At 73.3% G+C, this 19,177-nt stretch carries 13 protein-coding genes; 5 read left to right on the forward strand and 8 right to left on the reverse strand.

All coding sequences use genetic code 11. The features are described from left to right. Positions 1–33: 33 nt before the first annotated feature. The 4 genes from IG86_RS0103305 to IG86_RS0103320 all read right to left on the reverse strand — a co-directional run bounded on the left by IG86_RS0103305 (position 34) and on the right by IG86_RS0103320 (position 4,972). Entirely contained in the window at positions 34–1,287 is a 1,254-nt protein-coding gene (locus IG86_RS0103305) for an acyltransferase family protein (RefSeq protein WP_078905789.1), read from the reverse strand. A 122-nt stretch (positions 1,288–1,409) separates the two neighbouring features. After that, positions 1,410–2,285 carry an acyl-CoA thioesterase II gene (gene tesB, locus IG86_RS0103310; RefSeq protein WP_030818984.1) on the reverse strand — a complete coding sequence of 292 codons (876 nt, stop codon included), beginning with the start codon at positions 2,283–2,285 and terminating at the stop codon, positions 1,410–1,412. Between the two features lie 6 nt (positions 2,286–2,291). Beyond that, positions 2,292–3,449 (reverse strand): acyl-CoA dehydrogenase family protein, encoded by a 1,158-nt coding sequence (locus IG86_RS0103315; protein ID WP_030894547.1) that lies wholly within the window; start codon positions 3,447–3,449, stop codon positions 2,292–2,294. Positions 3,450–3,574: 125 nt separating this feature from the next. Then, positions 3,575–4,972 (reverse strand): PucR family transcriptional regulator, encoded by a 1,398-nt coding sequence (locus IG86_RS0103320; protein WP_030894549.1) that lies wholly within the window; start codon positions 4,970–4,972, stop codon positions 3,575–3,577. Positions 4,973–5,088: 116 nt separating this feature from the next. On the opposite strand from IG86_RS0103320, the gene speB reads away from it, so the two are divergent. The 3 genes from speB to IG86_RS0103335 all read left to right on the forward strand — a co-directional run bounded on the left by speB (position 5,089) and on the right by IG86_RS0103335 (position 8,516). Then, a complete protein-coding gene (gene speB, locus IG86_RS0103325) occupies positions 5,089–6,051 on the forward strand; it encodes an agmatinase (RefSeq protein WP_030032703.1) in 963 nt (320 codons plus the stop codon). Between the two features lie 18 nt (positions 6,052–6,069). Next, positions 6,070–7,755: a thiamine pyrophosphate-binding protein gene (locus tag IG86_RS0103330; protein WP_030818991.1), complete on the forward strand. Its 1,686-nt coding sequence runs from the start codon at positions 6,070–6,072 to the stop codon at positions 7,753–7,755. Positions 7,756–7,883: 128 nt separating this feature from the next. Then, positions 7,884–8,516 (forward strand): hypothetical protein, encoded by a 633-nt coding sequence (locus IG86_RS0103335; protein WP_030894556.1) that lies wholly within the window; start codon positions 7,884–7,886, stop codon positions 8,514–8,516. Here the strand turns inward: IG86_RS0103335 and IG86_RS0103340 are convergent. Beyond that, positions 8,506–9,450 (reverse strand): hypothetical protein, encoded by a 945-nt coding sequence (locus IG86_RS0103340; protein ID WP_051784942.1) that lies wholly within the window; start codon positions 9,448–9,450, stop codon positions 8,506–8,508. The two genes, IG86_RS0103335 and IG86_RS0103340, sit on opposite strands and share 11 nt — an antisense overlap. 219 nt (positions 9,451–9,669) lie before the next feature. On the opposite strand from IG86_RS0103340, the gene IG86_RS0103345 reads away from it, so the two are divergent. Next, complete coding sequence (locus IG86_RS0103345; protein WP_030894561.1) at positions 9,670–13,521, forward strand: ABC transporter ATP-binding protein; 3,852 nt, start codon at positions 9,670–9,672, stop codon at positions 13,519–13,521. A gap of 32 nt (positions 13,522–13,553) precedes the next feature. On the opposite strand, the gene IG86_RS0103350 is transcribed toward IG86_RS0103345, so the two are convergent. Next, entirely contained in the window at positions 13,554–14,108 is a 555-nt protein-coding gene (locus IG86_RS0103350; RefSeq protein WP_030655453.1) for an EF-hand domain-containing protein, read from the reverse strand. A 734-nt stretch (positions 14,109–14,842) separates the two neighbouring features. On the opposite strand from IG86_RS0103350, the gene IG86_RS0103360 reads away from it, so the two are divergent. Next, a complete protein-coding gene (locus tag IG86_RS0103360) occupies positions 14,843–16,276 on the forward strand; it encodes a S28 family serine protease (RefSeq protein WP_030894563.1) in 1,434 nt (477 codons plus the stop codon). A gap of 75 nt (positions 16,277–16,351) precedes the next feature. Here IG86_RS0103360 and IG86_RS0103365 read toward each other — a convergent pair whose 3' ends face one another. Next, positions 16,352–18,172 (reverse strand): glycoside hydrolase family 3 protein, encoded by a 1,821-nt coding sequence (locus IG86_RS0103365; protein ID WP_030894565.1) that lies wholly within the window; start codon positions 18,170–18,172, stop codon positions 16,352–16,354. Positions 18,173–18,258: 86 nt separating this feature from the next. Continuing rightward, complete coding sequence (locus IG86_RS0103370) at positions 18,259–19,164, reverse strand: LysR family transcriptional regulator (protein ID WP_030819002.1); 906 nt, start codon at positions 19,162–19,164, stop codon at positions 18,259–18,261. Positions 19,165–19,177 lie beyond the last annotated feature (13 nt).

Below are 19,177 nucleotides of genomic sequence, written 5' to 3' on the forward strand. Positions count from 1 at the left end.
GGATCTCACCCCCCTCACTGCTTTCCGCAGGCTTCAGGAGCGGACGGCGACCTTGTCCCGTTCGCCCGCCTCGGCGGCCGAGGCCGGCGCTGCCGGGGTGCGGCCGGCGCCTCGCGCTCCGCCTCGGCGGCCGCCCAGGTCCTTCAGGCGCATCGCGGGCTTCTCCACGCAGTGCCACGACAGCATCGCCAGCAGGACGGTCACCGCGAGGCTCAGAGCGAGGTAGGGCAGCAGGCCCCAGCGGGCGAAGCCCAGGATGACCAGCACCTGTTCGACCACGAAGCCGTAGATGTAGATGCCGTACGAGTAGTCGTTGCGCGCGCCGATCCGGCGGAAGGGGGCCGGGAGACGGATCGCCAGCCACACCAGGAAGTAGGCGAAGGCCGGCAGGCCGACCACGAAGAGGAATCCGTAGTGCGCGCTGAGCACGAGCACCAGGAGCGAGGCGAGGCCGAGCACGTCGCTGACCGGTACACGCTCGCGGTACAGCTCGATGACCGTGCCCAGTGCGAAGGCGAACCCGAGGTAGATGACGAGGACCGGGTTCGTGAAGCCCAGTACGGGAAGGTCCACCGGGTGGAAGTAGGTGGCGTCGAACGAGCCCGCCCAGAAGCGGTCGCCGACGGCCTGCCTGACGACGAGCCAGCCCAGGAGGCCGGCGATCAGCAGCACCGCGCGCCGGGCGCGCGCGAGGACGCCCGTCAGGGCCAGGAGCGCCACGCCCCCGTAGCAGAGGACCTCGTAGTACAGCGACCACAACGCCCCGTCGATGCTCCGGTCATGGGCGACACCCTGTGCCATCGCGTCGGACATCACGTTGGACACGTCGTTCTGGTTGAGCTGGATCGCCCCGTTCGACCGCAGGTATTCCACCGGCCCCCAGCCGTGCCCCCAAAAGCCGTCAAGCGTTCCGTGGAGTTTCCAGTACAGGACCGGAGCGGCGGCGAAAGCCGTCAGGAAAAGGCAGACCCACAGCCCGGGCAGCAGGCGCAAGGCGCGGTGCCACAGGAATCTTCCCAGCCCCAGCCGCACCCCGCTGCGCGTCACCAGGATTCCGGAGAGGATGAAGAATCCGTAGACCGACCACTTTCCGAGGTCCACCTGACCCTGGGTGAATGAGTGGCCGAATTCCGTCTTTCCGAATCCGAGCACACGCGCGTGGGAGACGACAACGGCCGTCGCCAGAACCAGCCTTATGAAGCCCAGGCTGTTGTTCCGGCCGGTCAGTAGTTCGGCAACGGTGCCGTGGGACCACCGCCCCGACCGCCGAGAAGTGCGGTTGTCCACTTATGCGCCCATCCCCTGGTTCGGTCAACCGCAAAAGGCTGCCGGGGCCCGAGGCCCCCTGTCCAATCCACTTCGTGTGAAGTGGCGCAGGTCACGGTGGCCGTGCGCAGGTCCCCGCGAAGTCAGGTCCGCGGGATGCGGACCACGCCCTCCTGGATGACCGTGATCGCCAGGCGGCCGTCCTGGGTGTAGATGCGGGCCTGGCCCAGGCCCCGGCCGCCGTGGGCCGAGGGGGACTCCTGGTCGTACAGCAGCCATTCGTCCGCGCGGAAGGGCCGGTGGAACCACATCGCGTGGTCCAGCGACGCGCCGACCACGTCGCCCACCGCCCAGCCGCCGCGCCCGTGCGCGAGCAGGACCGCGTCGAGCAGGGTCATGTCGGAGACGTAGGTGGCGAGGCAGGTGTGCAGCAGCGGGTCGTCCGCGAGTTTGCCCTGCGTGCGGAACCAGACCTGCGAGCGCGGCTCCAGCGGTTCGCCGACCGTGCCCCAGGGCGGGGTGGTCGCGTACCGCAGGTCCACCGCGCCGCGCGCTTCGAGCAGCCGCTCGACGGTGCCCGGGTCGCGGAAGATCTCGCGGTACGGCGGCAGCGCCTCGGCGGCCGTCGGCAGGGACTCGGGGTCCGGTGCCGCCGGCATCGGGACCTGGTGCTCCAGCCCCTCCTCGTACGTCTGGAAGGACGCGGAGAGGTGGAAGATCGGCTGGCCGTGCTGGACGGCGACCACGCGCCGGGTGGTGAAGGACCGCCCGTCGCGGATCCGGTCCACGGAGTAGACGATCGGCGCGCCGGAGTCGCCGGTGCGCAGGAAGTACGAGTGCAGCGAGTGCGGCAGACGGTCCGCGGGCACCGTGCGCCCGGCCGCGACCAGGGCCTGGGCGGCCACCTGGCCGCCGAACACGCGCGGCACCAGGGAGGTGCGGCTGGTGCCGCGGAAGATGTTCTCCTCGATCTGCTCCAGGTCGAGCAGATCGAGGAGATCCGTCAGTGCCTCGTTCAAGGGGACTTACAGACCCATCGACTTGGCGATGATCGACTTCATGATCTCGCTGGTGCCGCCGTAGATGCGGTTGACGCGGTTGTCGGCGTACAGGCGGGCGATCGGGTACTCGTTCATGTAGCCGTAGCCGCCGTGGAGCTGCAGGCAGCGGTCGATGACGCGGTGCGCGACCTCGGTGCAGAACAGCTTCGCGGAGGCGGCCTCGGCCGGGGTCAGCTCGACGGCGTCCAGGGCCTCCAGGGCGCGGTCCGCGACGGCCTGGGCGGCGTCCACCTCGGCCTGGCAGGCGGCCAGCTCGAACTTGGTGTTCTGGAAGTGCGCGACGGGCTTGCCGAAGACGGTGCGCTCCGTGACGTAATTCTGGGCGAACCGGACGGCCGCGGCGGCCTGGGCGTACGCGCCGAAGGCGATGCCCCAGCGCTCGGAGGCCAGGTTGTGGCCGAGGTAGTAGAAGCCCTTGCCCTCCTCGCCGAGGAGGTCCTCGACGGGGACCTTCACGTCGACGAACGCCAGCTCGGCGGTGTCGGAGGTCTTCAGGCCGAGCTTGTCGAGCTTGCGGCCGATGGAGTAGCCCTCGGACTTGGTGTCCACGGCGAAGAGGGAGATGCCGAAGCGGCGGTCGTCCGCGCTCGGGGCGGAGGTGCGGGCGCAGACGATCACGCGGTCGGCGTGGACGCCGCCGGTGATGAAGGTCTTGGAGCCGTTGAGGACGTAGTGGGTGCCGTCCTCGGAGAGCTTGGCGGTGGTCTTCATGCCCGCGACGTCGGAGCCGGTGCCCGGCTCGGTCATCGCCAGTGCCCACATCTCCTCGCCGGAGACGAACTTCGGCAGGAAGCGCTTCTTCTGCTCGTCGTCGGCGAGCATCTTGATGTAGGGCAGGGCGAGCAGCACGTGGACGCCGGAGCCGCCGAAGTTGACGCCCGCGCGCGAGGTCTCTTCGTAGAGGACGGCCTCGAACTTGTGGGTGTCCAGGCCCGCGCCGCCGAACTCCTCGGGAACGTTGATGCCGAAGACGCCCAGCTCGCCGAGCTTGTAGTAGAAGTCGCGCGGAGCCTGTCCGGCAGCGAACCACTCGTCGTAGACGGGGACGACCTCGGCCTCGATGAAGGCGCGGATGGTCTCGCGGAACGCCTCGTGGTCCTCGTTGAACACCGTACGGCGCACGGCCGGCTCCCTTCGTCGCGGCGGTCCGCCGCCTAAATTAAGCGCTTGCTCAGACTAAGTTACCGACGAGTTGGCCACGCTGTCCAGATGTGGTCGCACGCGCGTGCGTCACACCGGTGGCCGGATCACTCCTGCCGCAGCGCGAACCACAGCTCCATCCGCACGTCCGGGTCGTCCGGGTCCCGCTCCAGCAGGACCGCGCAGCGCGCCACGCGCTGGCGCACGGTGTTGCGGTGGATCCCCAGGGCGGCCGCCGTACGGTCCCAGCTGCCGTGGTGCGCCAGCCAGGCGCGCAGGGTCTCGCGCAACGCGGGGGAGAGCGGACCGAGCAGAGCCTCGGCGTGGGCGCGGGCCTCGGCCCGCCCGACCAGGCCCGCGAAACCGGCGTCGGCGTGCCGGGCCAGCGGGGTGCGGGCCGCCTCCGCGCGCTGCAGGGCCCGCCCGGCCTGGGCGTCGGCCGCGGCCAGGGCGTCCGGCGCCGCGGGGGCGCTCACCCCCAGCCGCCAGCCCGGCTGCGCGCCCGGCTCCCGGTCGGTCAGCAGCCGTACGCCGCCCTCGTGCGGGTCCAGCAGTACGGTGCCCAGTGCGGCCGCGAGGGCCTGCGGATCCCCGCTGCCGCGGGCGTGGACGGCGTACCACGGCCCGGCCGTCAGGGCCGCGGCCGGATCCCCGTCGAGCAGCAGCCGGGTCAGGGCCGCGGCCTCGGCGCCGGCGGGCCGCTCGGCGGTGAGCAGGGTCAGCAGTACGGCGGCCACCGAGGCCACGGTGTGGTCGCCGGGCGCGCGGGCCGGGGTCGCGGTGCCCAGCGCGGCCCGTCCGGCCAGGGCGTAGGCGGCCAGGTGGTGTCCGCCCGCCCGGTCCGTGGCCGTGGCGGGCCCGCCCTCGCGGCCGACCCGGGCCAGCAGCGCCGACAGTGCCTCCCGGGCCGGGGCGGGCAGCTCCGGGCCCGCCGTCCGGCCGCCCGGCCACAGGGCGACCGACCCGCCCAGGCTCGCGGCGAGCCGGGCCAGCACCGCCGGGACCGGATCGGGCCGGGCCGCGGCCGCCGCCAGGGCCTGCTGGGCCTCGGTGGTCCGGCGCAGCTCGCGGGTCCGGGCCTCCGCCGTCAGCCGCCCCACCGCTCTGGCGACCGCCGAGAACGGGGTCCGCGGCGGAACCTCCAGCAGGGGCAGCCCGTGCCGGGCGCAGGCCTCGGCCAGCGCCGCCGGGACCTCCTCGTGCACCGGGGCCACGCCGAAGCCGAGGGCGGCCGCCCCCGCCCCGGCCAGCCGGGCCACGTAGCCGTCGGGGTCCTCGGCGGGGCCCGCCCCGGCGGTCAGCAGCAGCTCGCCGCCGAGCAGGTAGGGGGAGGGGTCGGGCATCTCGGAGGCGTGCACGCCGTGCACCCCGGCGGCGGCCGGCCCGGCGAGGTGGCGCAGGCCGAGCTCCCGGTCGGCGAGCAGCGAGGCGAGGAGCACCGGCGGGGTGAGCGGCTCCCCGGCGGGGCCGTTGCCGTACTCCGGGTCGCGGGGAGCGGCGGGCATGGATACTCCGTACACATCGGTAGGGCCAGATGGATGAAACGTACACTCCCCACCCTCCGGTGGCCCGCTTACGCTCGAAGGACCGCACACGTCAGGCCAGAGAAAGAGGCACAGCCATGAGCACGCAGCCGCGCGGACCCGTCGACTCCTCCCGCATCCCGCGCTACGCGGGCCCGGCGACCTTCGCCCGGCTGCCCCGCCTCGACGAGGTCGGCTCCGCCGACGTCGCCGTCGTCGGTGTGCCCTTCGACTCCGGCGTCTCCTACCGCCCCGGCGCCCGCTTCGGCGGCAACGCCATCCGGGAGGCCTCGCGCCTGCTGCGCCCCTACAACCCGGCGCAGGACGCCTCCCCCTTCGCCCTCGCGCAGGTCGCGGACGCCGGTGACATCGCGGTGAACCCCTTCAACATCAACGAGGCCGTGGAGACGGTCGAGGCCGCCGCCGACGAGCTCCTCGCGGGCGGCTCCCGCCTGATGACCCTCGGCGGCGACCACACCATCGCCCTCCCGCTGCTGCGCTCGGTCGCCAAGAAGCACGGCCCCGTCGCGCTGCTGCACTTCGACGCCCACCTGGACACCTGGGACACCTACTTCGGCGCCGAGTACACCCACGGCACGCCGTTCCGCCGCGCCGTCGAGGAGGGCATCCTCGACACCGAGGCCCTCTCCCACGTCGGCACCCGCGGCCCGCTGTACGGCAAGCAGGACCTCGACGACGACGCCAAGATGGGCTTCGGCATCGTCACCTCGGCCGACGTCTACCGCCGAGGCGCCGACGAGGTCGCCGACCAGCTGCGCCAGCGCATCGGCGACCGCCCGCTGTACATCTCCATCGACATCGACGTCCTGGACCCGGCGCACGCCCCCGGCACCGGCACCCCCGAGGCCGGCGGCATGACCTCCCGCGAGCTGCTGGAGATCATCCGCGGACTGTCCTCCTGCAACCTCGTTTCCGCCGACGTGGTCGAGGTGGCCCCGGCGTACGATCACGCCGAGATCACCTCGGTCGCGGCCTCGCACACCGCGTACGAGCTCACCACGATCATGAGCCGTCAGATCGCGGCGGCGAAGGCGAAGTAAGAAGGGCACCACACACCCGTGACGCACGACCACGACCTGGTACTCCGTCCCACCGAGGCCCAGACGGCCGCCGCCCTGGCCCCGCCGCCGGGGCGGACGGGCGGGGACCTGGTCGTGGAGACGCTGCGTTCGCTGGGCGCCACCACCGTCTTCGGGCTGCCGGGGCAGCACGCCCTCGGCCTCTTCGACGCGGTGGGGCGCTCCGACCTGCGCCTCGTCACCCTCCGGGTGGAGAACAACGCGGGCTTCGCGGCCGACGCGTACGGCCGTGTCACCGGCGAGGCGGCGCCCCTGCTGCTGTCCACCGGCCCCGGCGCGCTGACCGCCCTGCCGGCCCTGGCGGAGGCGGCGGCCGCCTCCGCGCCGGTCCTCGCCATCTCCTCCCAGGTCCCGGTCGCCGGCCTCGGCGGCGGGCGCCGCGGCCACCTGCACGAGCTGCGCGACCAGGCCGCGTCCTTCCGGGACGTGGTCAAGTCCGTCCACGAGGCGCGCACCCCCTCCCAGATCCCCTCGGTGATCGCCGAGGCCTGGGAGTCCGCGCTCACCGCTCCGCACGGCCCGGTCTGGGTGGAGATCCCGGAGGACGTCCTGCGGTCGGAGACGATCGTGCCGCAGGTCACGGGCGCGGACGCGACCCCCCACGAGCTGGCCCCCCGTCCCGAGCTGACCGCGGTGGCGGCCCACTGGCTGTCACGCGCCTCCCGCCCGGTGATCATCGCCGGCGGCGGGGTCGTCCGCTCGGACGCGTCCGGAAAGCTCAGGCAGCTCGCGGAGCGCCTGAACGCACCCGTGGTCACCACCTTCGGGGGCAAGGGCGCCTTCCCCTGGACGCACCCGCTGTCCCTCCAGTCCTGGCTGGAGGACCGCCACATGACGGACTTCCTCGAAGACGCCGACGTGCTCCTCGTCGTCGGCTCGGGCCTGGGGGAACTGTCGTCGAACTACCACACGTTCTTCCCCACGGGCCGGATCGTCCAGATCGACGCGGACCTCGGCAAGCTGGAGTCCAACCACCCGGCCCTGGGCATCCACGCGGACGCCCGCCTCGCCCTCCAGGCGCTGCTGGAGACGGTGCCCGAGCGGCAGGACGACCACGCCCCCGAGCGGGTCCGCCTGGTCCTGGAGGACATCGCGGCCCGCCTCGCGGACCAGGACCTGGCCCTGGAACAGTCCCTGCTGACCTCGATCCGGTCCGCGCTGCCGGCCCGCTCCCCGTCCTTCTGGGACATGACGATCCTGTCCTACTGGGCGTGGTCGGCCTTCGACCCCAAGCACCCCAACACCATGCACTCGGCCCAGGGCGCCGGCGGCCTCGGCTACGCCTTCCCCGCGGCACTCGGCGCGTGCGTCGCCGAGCCCGGCACCCCGGTGCTCGCCGTCTCCGGCGACGGCGGCGCGATGTACTCCCTCGCGGAGCTGGCCACGGCCCGGCAGCACGACCTGGACGTCACCTGGCTGATCGTGGACGACGGCGGCTACGGGATCCTGCGCGAGTACATGACCGACGCCTTCGAGGGCCGCACCACGGGCACGGAGCTCACCCGCCCCGACTTCACCGCCCTGGCGGAGTCCTTCGGCGTCCCGGCGGCCACGACCACCCCCGAATCCCTGGCGGCCGACCTCGGCAAGGCCCTCGCCACCCCGGGCCCCTCGGTCCTGGTCCTGCCCGCCACCCTCAGGATGTTCGCCCCGACCCACCTGTGACCCTCCGCGGCCGCGCAGCGCGCTCCTTCGGGTGATGACGCTGTGTCACCGACGCGGGTGGGACGGGACGCGGACGCGACTGTGGGACCTTGGCTGCGGACCCGATCCGGAGCGGAGGTGGTGGTGCCGTGCTGCGCACAGTCGTACGGGGGCTCATCGCGGCAGTGGTGGCCGGGACACTGGCCGCCGCCGCGGGGTGCGGCGACCCGAAGCCCGAGCGGCCCGGGCCGACCTCCCCGCCGACCCTCCCGCCGACGCCCTCGACCGAGGTGACGACCACCCCCGACGCCTCGGCATCGGTGTTCCTGGGCAAGGGGGCGGACGAGTCGAGCTCCCACGTCGACGTCCCGACCTCGCCGGTCGGCGAGCCCGCCAGCGGGGACGTCACCGTGGTCAACACCGGCGGCGACCCCGTCACCGTCCAGAACCTCGCCGCCACGGTCGACAGCGGCGAGACGTCGATCATCGAGGACACCTGTACCGACGTCGAGCTGCCCCCCGGCGGCACGTGCCGGATCAGGATCCGGCACGTCGCGACGGAGCCGGGCCCCTACAGCGGGCAGCTGACGGCCACCACGTCCGACGGCAGTGTCCTGTCCGTCGGGATTTCCGGTCAGGCGGTGGGCGAGGCCACTCCCGGCGACGAGGACACCACCGGTACCGGGACGCCCTCGCAGTCCGTGACGACCGGCGACCCCACCGAGTCCGAGACTGCCGACCCGAGCCCCACGGACACCCCTGAGCCCGGCCTCACGGACTGATCTCGATCCTGATCGTGTTGTCGTCGGGCAGCACCACCAGGGTGCGGTACTTCTGGCCGGGTACGTGGGAGACGAGGTAGAGGCGAGCCGGCGTCTTGGCCAGGACGCGGAAGCCGCGGTACTGGTAGCGGTACGGGCCCCTGGCGCCGCCCAGGTCGTCGAAGAGGATGCCCGGAGCGTGGTGGGTCACGGGCACCCGGGAGTAGACCACGGCCCTCGGGCTGGACACGTAGCCGCCCGCGGCGTCCTTCATGGCTTCCACGCGGCCCGCCGCCGCCACGTACCGCGCCATGCCGAAGAACAGGCTCATCGTCAGGACCCCGAGGAGCAGGGCGCCGGCCGCCAGCCACAGACGGTCGGCCGTACGGTGCCCGGGAGCCGCCCCGTCCCGTCCGTCGGGGCTGCTCAGGCGCAGCTGTACGGCGGCGAACGCCAGCGTGGCGCCCAGGGCCACCGTCAGGCAGGGCACGAACTGGCGCAGCCAGCCCTCGGGCAATCGCGGCAGCCGGTCCTCCCAGAAGAAGACCGGGAACCCCGCCAGCACCAGCAGCAGCCCCGTCGCGAGCAGCCAGCCGGTCACCGCCGCACGCCGCGCCCGCTGCTCCGGCCGGCCCAGCAGCCGCCCCGCACACCCCAGCACCAGCAGCACGGCCAGCCCGCAGAACAGCAGCAACCAGAGCGGGAAGAAGATCGCGCTCGGGCTCCGCACCAGATACGCCTCGACGGACAGCTGGAGGTCGGCCGTCGGCACGCCGAACGTGGCGTAGTACGCCTGGGTGTAGGTGGTGCCGAAGTAGTAGAGGAGTCCGAGGACGATGGTCCCCGGCGCCGCGATGTACGCGACCTTCTCCAGGAAAGCCCTCGACGGGCTCGGTGGGGCCGCCGGGTCCGCCGCCCGCGGTCCGGGCGGCGGCTGATCGTGCGGCTCCGGCATGCGCCCAGTCTGTTCGCCGATCCCGGAGCCTGCACCCCGGCGGGGCCGGGCGGCCGAACGGAGCGCGGAGCGGCGTGCGACCCGGGCGGCCCAACGGCGGGGCTCCCCGGGTGCGCCGGAGCCGACCTGCGTACACGTTCGAATTGTTGCGGCGGGATGAAATCCGCCGGTCGGGGCGTTCCCGCTTCCGGCAGGACACGACCGAACGGGGAGGCCTACGTGGCGGCGGCACAGACAGCGGCGGGGGAGAAACAGGGCTGGGCCAAGAGGCTGGCCGCCTACACCTGGCGGTACAAGGCCAACGTGCTGCTCGCGCTCGGCTCCTCGCTGGCGGGCATGGCCGTCATGGCGCTCGTGCCCCTGGTCACCAAGGTGATCATCGACGACGTCATCGGGGACCGGACCAAGCCCATGGGCCCCTGGGCCGGGATGCTCATAGCCGCCGCCCTGCTCGTGTACGCCTTCACCTACATACGCCGGTACTACGGCGGGCGCCTCGCCCTCGACGTGCAGCACGACCTGCGCACCGACATGTACGACACCATCTCCCGGCTCGACGGGCGGCGCCAGGACGAGCTGTCCACCGGGCAGGTCGTCGGACGCGCCACCACCGACCTCCAGCTCATCCAGGGCCTGCTCTTCATGCTCCCGATGACGATCGGGAACTTCCTGCTCTTCGGGATATCCCTCGGGATCATGCTGTGGCTGTCGCCGCTGCTGACCGTCGTCGCGCTGCTGATGGCCCCCGCGCTCTGGTTCATCGCCAAGCGCAGCCGCAAGAAGCTCTTCCCCGCCACCTGGTACGCGCAGGGCCAGGCCGCCGCCGTCGCGAGCGTCGTCGACGGGGCCGTGACCGGCGTACGCGTCGTCAAGGGCTTCGGGCAGGAGGAGCAGGAGACCGGCAAGCTCCGCGAGGCCGGGCGCAGGCTCTTCGCCGGACGGCTGCGGGCCATCCGGCTCAACTCCCGCTACACCCCCGCCCTCCAGGCCGTGCCCGCGCTCGCCCAGGTGGCCATGCTGGCCCTCGGCGGCTGGATGGCCACCGAGGGGCAGGTCACGCTCGGCACCTTCGTCGCCTTCTCCACCTACCTCGCGCAGCTCGTCGGCCCCGTCCGCATGCTCGCCATGGTCCTCACCGTCGCCCAGCAGGCCCGCGCCGGCGTGGAGCGCGTCTTCGAGCTCATCGACACCGAACCCGCGATCGCGGAGGGCGGCCGCGAACTGCCCGCCGACGCGCCCGCCACCGTCGAGTTCGAGGACGTCCACTTCGGCTACGACCCCGACCGGCCCGTCCTCGACGGGTTCTCCCTCTCCGTGGCGGAGGGCGAGACCGTCGCCGTCGTCGGCGCCTCCGGCAGCGGGAAGTCCACCGTCTCGCTGCTGATGCCGCGCTTCTACGACGCCGACCGCGGCACCGTCCGCATCGGCGGCCACGACGTCCGCGAGCTGACCTACGCGTCACTGCGCGGCGCGATCGGGCTCGTCCCCGAGGACTCCTTCCTCTTCTCCGACACCATCCGCGCCAACATCGCCTACGGGCACCCGGGCGCCACCGACGAGCAGATCGAGGCCGCCGCCCGCGCCGCCCAGGCCGACGGGTTCGTGCGGGCCCTGCCCGCCGGGTACGACACCAAGGTCGGCGAGCAGGGCCTGACCCTCTCCGGCGGCCAGCGCCAGCGCATCGCCCTGGCCCGGGCGATCCTCACCGACCCCCGGCTGCTGCTCCTCGACGACGCCACCTCCGCCGTGGACGCCCGCGTCGAGCACGAGATCCACGAGGCCCTGCGCGCGGTCATGGCCGGCCGGACCACCCTGCTGATCGCCCACCGCCGTTCCACGCTCGCGCTGGCCGACCGGATCGCCGTACTGGACCGCGGGCGGCTCGCCGAGATCGGCACGCACGAGGAGCTCCAGAAGCGCTCGCCGCTCTACCGCAGGCTGCTGACCGACCCCGACGCGCTCGGCGCCGGCTCGCCGCGGACCCCGGACGCCCTCGCGATGGCCGAGTTCGAGAGCGACCTCGACCGCGACCTCGAACGCGACATCGAGTTCGAGGCCGAGATCGACTCCGAGCCCGTCAACGCCAAGCGCAGGGTCCCCGCCGGGATCACCCCCGAGCTGTGGCGCCGCCGCGAGGAGCCCGACGCGGCCCCCGCCGGCGCCCCCGCCGCCGTCGGCGGGGCGCCCGGAGCGGGCCACTCCATGGCCGGTGCGGTCGCCGGCATGCCCGCCACCCCCGAACTGCTCGCACAGGTGGCCGCGCTGCCGCCCGCCGACGACCGGCCCGACGTGGACGAGACCCGCGCCGCGGCCGCCGAGGAGAGCTACGGCCTGCGCCGCCTGCTGAAGGGGTTCTGGGCGCCGCTCGCCATCAGCCTCGCGCTCGTCGCCGTGGACGCGGGCGCCGGACTGCTCCTGCCGGTCCTGATCCGCCACGGCATCGACCAGGGCGTGGAGCAGGCCGTGCTCGGCGCCGTCTGGGTGGCCGCCGGGCTCGCCCTCGCGGTCGTCGTCGCCCAGTGGGCCGCGCAGTTCGCCGAGACCCGGATGACGGGCCGCACCGGCGAGCGCGTCCTGTACTCGCTCCGCGTCAAGATCTTCGCCCAGCTCCAGCGGCTCGGCCTCGACTACTACGAGCGCGAGCTGACCGGCAAGATCATGACCCGGATGACCACGGACGTGGACTCGCTGTCCACGTTCCTGCAGACCGGGCTGGTCACGGCCGTCGTCTCCGTCTTCACCTTCTTCGGGATCCTGGTCGCCCTGCTCGTCCTCGACGTCGAGCTCGCGCTGATCGTCTTCGCGACCCTGCCCGTCCTGGTCGTCGGGACCATCGTGTTCCGCCGCCGGTCCGTCGCCGCCTACGAGCTGGCCCGCGACCGGGTCAGCCTGGTCAACGCCGACCTGCAGGAGTCCGTCTCCGGTCTGCGGATCGTCCAGGCCTTCCGCCGCGAGGGCTCCGGCGCCACCCGCTTCGCCGAGCGCAGCGACTCCTACCGCCAGGCCCGGGTCCGCGGCCAGTGGCTGATATCGGTCTACTTCCCGTTCGTGCAGCTGCTGTCCTCGGCCGCCGCGGCCGCCGTGCTGATCGTCGGCGCGGGCCGGGTGGAGGCCGGGACGCTCACCACCGGCGCGCTGGTCGCGTACCTGCTCTACATCGACCTGTTCTTCGCCCCGGTCCAGCAGCTCTCCCAGGTCTTCGACGGCTACCAGCAGGCCACCGTCTCCCTCGGCCGCATCCAGGACCTGCTGCGCGAGCCGACCACCACCCCGCGGCCCGAGAACCCGCGCGAACTGTCCGCGCTGCGCGGCGAGATCGCCTTCGAGAACGTCCGCTTCCAGTACGGGACGGCCCACGAGCGCGGCGAGAACGGCGACGCCCTGGCCGGCATCAGCCTGCGCATACCCGCCGGGCAGACCGTCGCCTTCGTCGGCGAGACCGGCGCCGGAAAGTCCACCCTGGTCAAGATGGTGGCCCGGTTCTACGACCCGACCTCCGGCCGGATCACCGCCGACGGGGCCGACCTGAGGGAGCTCGACCTGACGGCGTACCGCCACCGGCTGGGCGTCGTCCCCCAGGAGTCGTACCTCTTCCCGGGGACCGTCCGCGACGCCATCGCCTACGGGCGGCCGGACGCGAGCGACGCCGACGTGGAGGCCGCCGCCCGCGCGGTCGGCGCCCACGCCATGATCGCCACCCTCGACGGCGGCTACCTGCACACCGTCGCCGAGCGGGGCCGCAACCTCTCCGCGGGACAGCGCCAGCTGATCGCGCTGGCCCGCGCCGAGCTCGTCGACCCCGACGTGCTGCTGCTCGACGAGGCCACCGCCGCCCTCGACCTGGCCACCGAGGCCCAGGTCAACCAGGCCACGGACCGGCTGGCCGGCAAGCGCACCACGCTGGTGGTGGCGCACCGGCTGACCACCGCCGCGCGCGCCGACCGGGTCGTGGTCATGGACCGCGGCCGCGTCGTCGAGGACGGCTCCCACGCCGAACTCCTGGCGCGCGGCGGCCGGTACGCCGAACTGTGGCGCACCTTCGTCGGGGAGGACGAGCACGCCGCGGCCTGAGCGGACGGGCGGGCCGGCGGCGGCCCCGGGGGTCAGAACTCGCCGAACAGCAGGTTCCCCGGGGCGTCCTCGTCGGTACCGGTGTAGTACTCGCGTACCGCGCCGAGGAGTTCGTCCACCGTCAGGGTGCCGTCCCCGTCCGCGTCGATCCGGTGGAAGAGCGCCTCGGTGTGGGCGGGGCTCAGGTCCGTGTCGAAGGCCTCCTGCGCCCGGTGGAACTCCTCCGGGCTGATGCGCCCGTCGCCGTCGGTGTCCACGATCGTGAGGATCGCCCGCATCATCGGACGGAACGAACGGTCGTAGGCCGGCCCGCCCTGCGCGTACAGCCGGGTCATGCCCACCTTGTACTCCTCGGGCGTGACCTTGCCGTCCCGGTCCAGGTCCAGCTCGGTGAAGAGGTCCTGCCAGAAGTCGGCCAGCCCGCCCATCACCAGGGTGGCCTTGGGCGAGTCTGCGGGCTCCGCGAGGGCGGTCAGCAGCCGGGAGCCGAGCGCGATGATGTCGTCGGCGTCGATCACCCCGCTGCGGTCGGCGTCCAGGTGCGTGAAGGCGCGCTCCAGCTTGCGGTCGAGCAGGTCGTTCGTCATGTGAGTGCCTTTCACGGCTACGTCCACGTCCGTGGGTACGTTGTGCGGGGTTGCGGTCACCTAGCGTAATCTCCCGCCGGATCGCGAACTTCCCTACGCCCTGCGGGGAGTTGTGGATGTACCCGTACGAGGGAGGGGCGGCCCGCGGCGGGGCGGCCGGGTCCTTGGCCGGCGCAACCTTCCGGGGCGTCCCGGCGTCGTACGTGCGTGCGCGCTTCGTCCGTGCGCGCGACCGATCGGGGGACTGCATGGTGCGGGGATGGAGCGGGCGGGGCCGCCGGGCCGCGTCTCTGGGAGCGCTCACAGCGGCCCTGTGGCTCTGTGTCGGCGGGCTGTTCGCCGGGCCGCCCGTCCAGGCGGCGAGCGGCGGGTGTGCGGGCCGGCTCGCGCGCACGGTGGCCTTCGGTGAGGGTGAGCTGCGCGTCTACAAGAGCCGCAACCAGGCCTGCGCGGTGACCGTGGCCCGGACGGCGGGCGAGCGCCGGCGGATGGCGGTGAGCATCCAGCCGCGCGGCGGCGCACCGGTGCGCGACGCGGGGCGATTCACCCGATATGCCGGGCCTGTCACCGTAGGGGCGATCAGTCGCTGTGTGTATGTAAAGGGGAGTGTGGGAGGCGGTTCGGCCGACTCCGGCTGGATCCTGTGCTGAGGGACAGTCCCAACTGGGTCTGTTCAGTGGCGTGTTGGCCCGGCTAGGTTCACGGCGACCGAAGTGAACTCAAGGGGAGGGCGAATGCGCAAGACGCTCGGATGGCTGCTGTCGCTCGTGGTGCTCATCGGCACCATGGGTGCGGCCGGCTCCACGGCACAAGCGGCCACCGCCGCGGAGCCGGCGGCCGCCGCGGACATCAAGGACCAGATCCTCGGCATTCCCGGGATGAGCCTGATCGAGGAGAAGCCGTACCCCGGCTACCGATTCTTCGTGCTGAACTACGAGCAGCCGGTCGACCACCGGCAGCCGTGGAAGGGCACCTTCAAGCAGCGCCTGACCCTGTTGCACAAGGACGTCTCGCGGCCGTCGGTGTTCTTCACCTCCGGCTACAACGTCAACACCAACCCGCGCCGCAGCGAGCCGACGACGATCGTCGACGGCAACCAGGTGTCTCTGGAGTATCGATTCTTCACGCCCTCCCGGCCCGACGCGGCCAACTGGGCCAACCTGGACATCTGGCAGGCCGCCAGTGACCAGCACCGCATCTTCACCGCCCTGAAGAAGATCTACAAGAAGAACTGGCTGGCCACCGGCGGCAGCAAGGGCGGCATGACGGCGACGTACTACGAGCGCTTCTACCCGCGCGACATGGACGGCGTCGTCGCGTACGTCGCGCCCAACGACGTCGTCAACAAGGAGGACTCGGCCTACGACCGGTTCTTCGCCAAGGTCGGCACCAAGGAGTGCCGCGACAGGCTGAACGCGGTGCAGCGCGAGGCACTGGTGCGCCGTGAGCCGCTGCAGGCCAAGTACGCGGCCGCCGCCGCCGAGAACGGCTGGACCTTCACCACCGTCGGCGACCTCGACAAGGCCTACGAAGCCGTCGTCCTCGACTACGTGTGGGCCTTCTGGCAGTACAGCCTGCTGGCCGACTGCGCCTCCGTCCCGGCCGCCGCCACCGCCACGGACCAGGAGATCTGGGACTCCGTCGACGCGATCTCCGGTTTCTCCGCCTACACCGACCAGGGCCTGGAGACGTACACGCCGTACTACTACCAGGCGGGCACCCAGCTCGGCTCCCCGGACATCAAGCAGCCGCACCTGGGCAACCTGAGCCGCTACGGCTACCAGCCGCCGCGCAACTTCGTGCCCCGCGACATCCCCATGACCTTCCAGCCGGGAGCCATGGCCGACGTCGACAAGTGGGTGCGCGACAACGCCAACCAGATGCTCTTCGTGTACGGGCAGAACGACCCGTGGGGCGCCGAGCCGTTCCGCATCGGCTACGGGGCGCGCGACAGCTACGTGATGATCGCGCCGGGCGCCAACCACGGGGCGAACGTCGCCAAGCTCCTCGACGGCGAGAAGGCCCTCGCGACCGCCAAGATCCTCCAGTGGGCCGGGGTGGCTCCGGCCGCCGCGCTCGCCGACGCGGGCCGGGCGGCCCCGCTGGCGGCCCCGGACGCCGAGCTCGACCGGCGCGACCTGGAGCGCGAGCCGCAGCTGCGCCCGTAAGGACGTACCGCCGGTGAACGACGAGGGCGTGCCCGCATCCCGCGGGCACGCCCTCGGTCGTGTCCGCGGCCGGTCTCACGCGTCGAGCGTGAGCCCGTGCCCCAGCGGGTAGCGGCCGGGGACCGGTACGGGGAGACGGCCCGCGGGCCGGGCGGCCCCGGTGAGGACCCGGGCCGCCGCCCGCATCTCCGCGTCCCCCCACGAGTACGTCGCGAGTTCCGCCGCGCAGGCCGGCAGCCGGGCCGGGTCGTACGGATTGCGGAGCGCCACCAGGACCACCGGGACGCCGGTGGCGATCAGGTCCGTCACCAGGGTGCGCTGCGGGCTGTCGCCCTCGGGGACGTTGTACGTGCACACCAGCACGGCGGCGTTGCCGGCCGCCGCGGCCACCGCGCGCGCGGGCGCCACCGCCGTGGCCCGGCAGCCCAACGCGGTCAGCTCCCGGGCCAGGACGACGGTGGGCGGGCCGGTGCTCGCGCTGGGGGAGACCGGGTCCGTCCCGGTGACCAGCAGCCGCGGCGCGGCCTTGGCGTCGACCGGCACCAGGGCGCCGGGGTTCGCCAGCAGGGTCGTGGTGGCGGCCGCGATCCGGTCGGCGGCATCGAGGTGCTCGCGCACGCCCACGACCGCGTCCACCGCCGAGGCCGGGGGGTACGCCTCGTCGAACAGCCCCCGGCGGGACTTCACTTCCAGGATCCGCAGCACCGACTCGTCGATCCGGGATTCCGTCAGCTCGCCCGACGCGAGCGCCGACAGCACGCTGCGGTGGGCGAGCGGCAGGTCCGGTGGGTTCAGCAGCTGGTCGCAGCCCGCCAGGAGGGCCAGTACGGGGACGCGGTCGTCGCCGTACTTCTGGCGGACGCCGGCCATGTCGAGGGCGTCGGTGACCACCACCCCCTGGAAGCCCAGGCGTTCGCGCAGGATGCCGGTCACGATCGGCCGGGAGAGGGTCGCAGGGTCCCCCGAGGGATCGAGCGCGGGGAAGACGATGTGCGCCGTCATGATCGCGTCCACGCCGGCCTCCACCGCGGCCCGGAAGGGCGGCTCGTCCAGCGCCTCCCACTCGGCGCGGGTGTGCCGCATGACCGGCAGGCCGACGTGGCTGTCGGTCTCGGTGTCGCCGTGGCCGGGGAAGTGCTTGGCGGTGGCGGCCACCCCGGCGCCCTGGTAGCCGCGCACCTGGGCGGCCACCAGCTCCGCGACGGCGCGCGGGTCGGAGCCGAAGGAGCGTACGCCGATGACCGGATTGGCCGGGTTGACGTTGACATCGGCGACGGGGGCGTAGTCCTGCCGGATGCCCATGGCGGCCAGCTCGGAGCCCGCGACGCGGGCCGCGCGCCGGGCGTCGGCGGCGGAACCGGAGGCGCCGAGCGCCATCGCCCCCGGGAAGAGCGTGGCCGGCTTGCCGATGCGGGCCACGACGCCGTGCTCCTGGTCGGTGGAGAGCAGCAGCGGGATCCGGGCGCCCGAGGTGAGGGCCGCCTGCTGGAGGCCGGTCGACAGTGCGGCGATCTGGTGCGGGGTGCGGGTGTTGTGGGCCCAGGCGAAGTAGACGATCCCGCCGAGGTGGTAGCGGGAGACCAGCTCGGCGGCGGTGCGCACACCGAACAGGGCCTGGTTCTGCTCGGCGTCCGCCGCGTCGGGCGCGGTCGCGGAATGCCCGTACGCCCGGGAGACGAAGAGCTGCCCGACCTTCTCGGCGAGGCTCATCCGGTCCACGGCGCGCCGGAGGCCGGCCCGGTCGGGCCGACGGCCCGGAGGCCCTTCGGGGTTGAGGCCGTCGGCGGCGGCGGCGGTGCGGGCGGTGCCCGAGGTGGCCGCGACCGCCCCCGCGGCCGTGGCGGCGGCCGCGGCGGCCGCGGCGAGCAGGGTCCGGCGGGAGGCGTGGTTCGGCACGGGCCGGACCCTACCGGTGCCGTTCGGGCGCCGCCGGGCATGTCGGGGCGTGTCGCCCCGCGGGGCGGGCGGGTGGCGGCTTGCCGCTACTCCGCGGACACGGCCCAGTGGTCCTGGAGGGTGCGGACGGTTTCCGTGATGGCCGGGCGGCGGGCGGCTCCGGTGCGCCACAGGGCGTACAGCCTGCGGACGGGACCCGGCTCCAGCGGTACGGCCACGGCGCCCGGCGGCAGGGCACCGGTGCCCAGCCGGGGGACGACCGCCACCCCGAGACCGGCCGCGACCAGGGCGACGATGGTGTGGTTCTCCTCCGCGACGTGCGCGATGTCGGGCTCGAAGCCGGCGGTGCGCAGCGTCCGCATCAGCCAGTCGTGGCAGACCCGGCCGGGCGGCTGGCACACCCAGCGCTGGCCGCCGAGGTCCGTGCGCCGGACGGCCCCGCGGGTGGTGAAGGGGTGGCCGGCCGGTACCACCAGGTCGCAGAGGTCGTCCCCGATGAGGGCCTGTTCCACCCCCTCGGGCGCGGGCAGCGGGGCGATGTCCCAGTCGTGGGCCACCGCCAGGTCGGTGACGCCGCGGGCCACCAGGTCCACCGACAGGTGCGGGTCGACCTCGGTGAGGCGTACGTCCAGTGCCGGGTGCCGGTGGGCCAGATCGGCCAGCACTCCCGGCAGCAGCCCGCGCGCGGCCGAGGCGAACGCGGCGACCGTGAGCAGCCCGCTCGGCTGCCCGCGGCGCTCCTCCAGGGTGGTCTCGGCGCGCTCCACGATCGCCAGCAACTCCTGGGCGGTGTCGGCCAGGTGGCGGGCCTCCTCGGTGAGGGCGACCCCGCGCCCGCGCCGCTCCAGCAGGGTGGTGCGGGTCTCCCGTTCCAGCTTGGCGATCTGCTGCGAGACCGCGGAGGGGGTGTAGCCGAGGGCTGCCGCCGCGCCTGCGACCGAGCCGTGGACGGATACGGCGTGCAGGGCGCGCAGCCGGGCGAGATCGAGCATGCCCTCATCTTAT

Origin of the sequence: Streptomyces virginiae, assembly GCF_000720455.1 — a bacterium.
GTDB lineage: Bacteria > Actinomycetota > Actinomycetes > Streptomycetales > Streptomycetaceae > Streptomyces > Streptomyces virginiae.

Excerpts from the sequence above, each read along its gene's own strand:
- IG86_RS0103360 (WP_030894563.1), top strand. The coding sequence starts at position 14,843 with ATGCGCAAGACGCTCGGATGGCTGCTGTCGCTCGTGGTGCTCATCGGC.
- IG86_RS0103340 (WP_051784942.1), bottom strand. The coding sequence starts at position 9,450 with ATGCCGGAGCCGCACGATCAGCCGCCGCCCGGACCGCGGGCGGCGGAC.
- IG86_RS0103320 (WP_030894549.1), bottom strand. The coding sequence starts at position 4,972 with ATGCCCGCCGCTCCCCGCGACCCGGAGTACGGCAACGGCCCCGCCGGG.
- IG86_RS0103370 (WP_030819002.1), bottom strand. The coding sequence starts at position 19,164 with ATGCTCGATCTCGCCCGGCTGCGCGCCCTGCACGCCGTATCCGTCCAC.
- speB (WP_030032703.1), top strand. The coding sequence starts at position 5,089 with ATGAGCACGCAGCCGCGCGGACCCGTCGACTCCTCCCGCATCCCGCGC.
- IG86_RS0103350 (WP_030655453.1), bottom strand. The coding sequence starts at position 14,108 with ATGACGAACGACCTGCTCGACCGCAAGCTGGAGCGCGCCTTCACGCAC.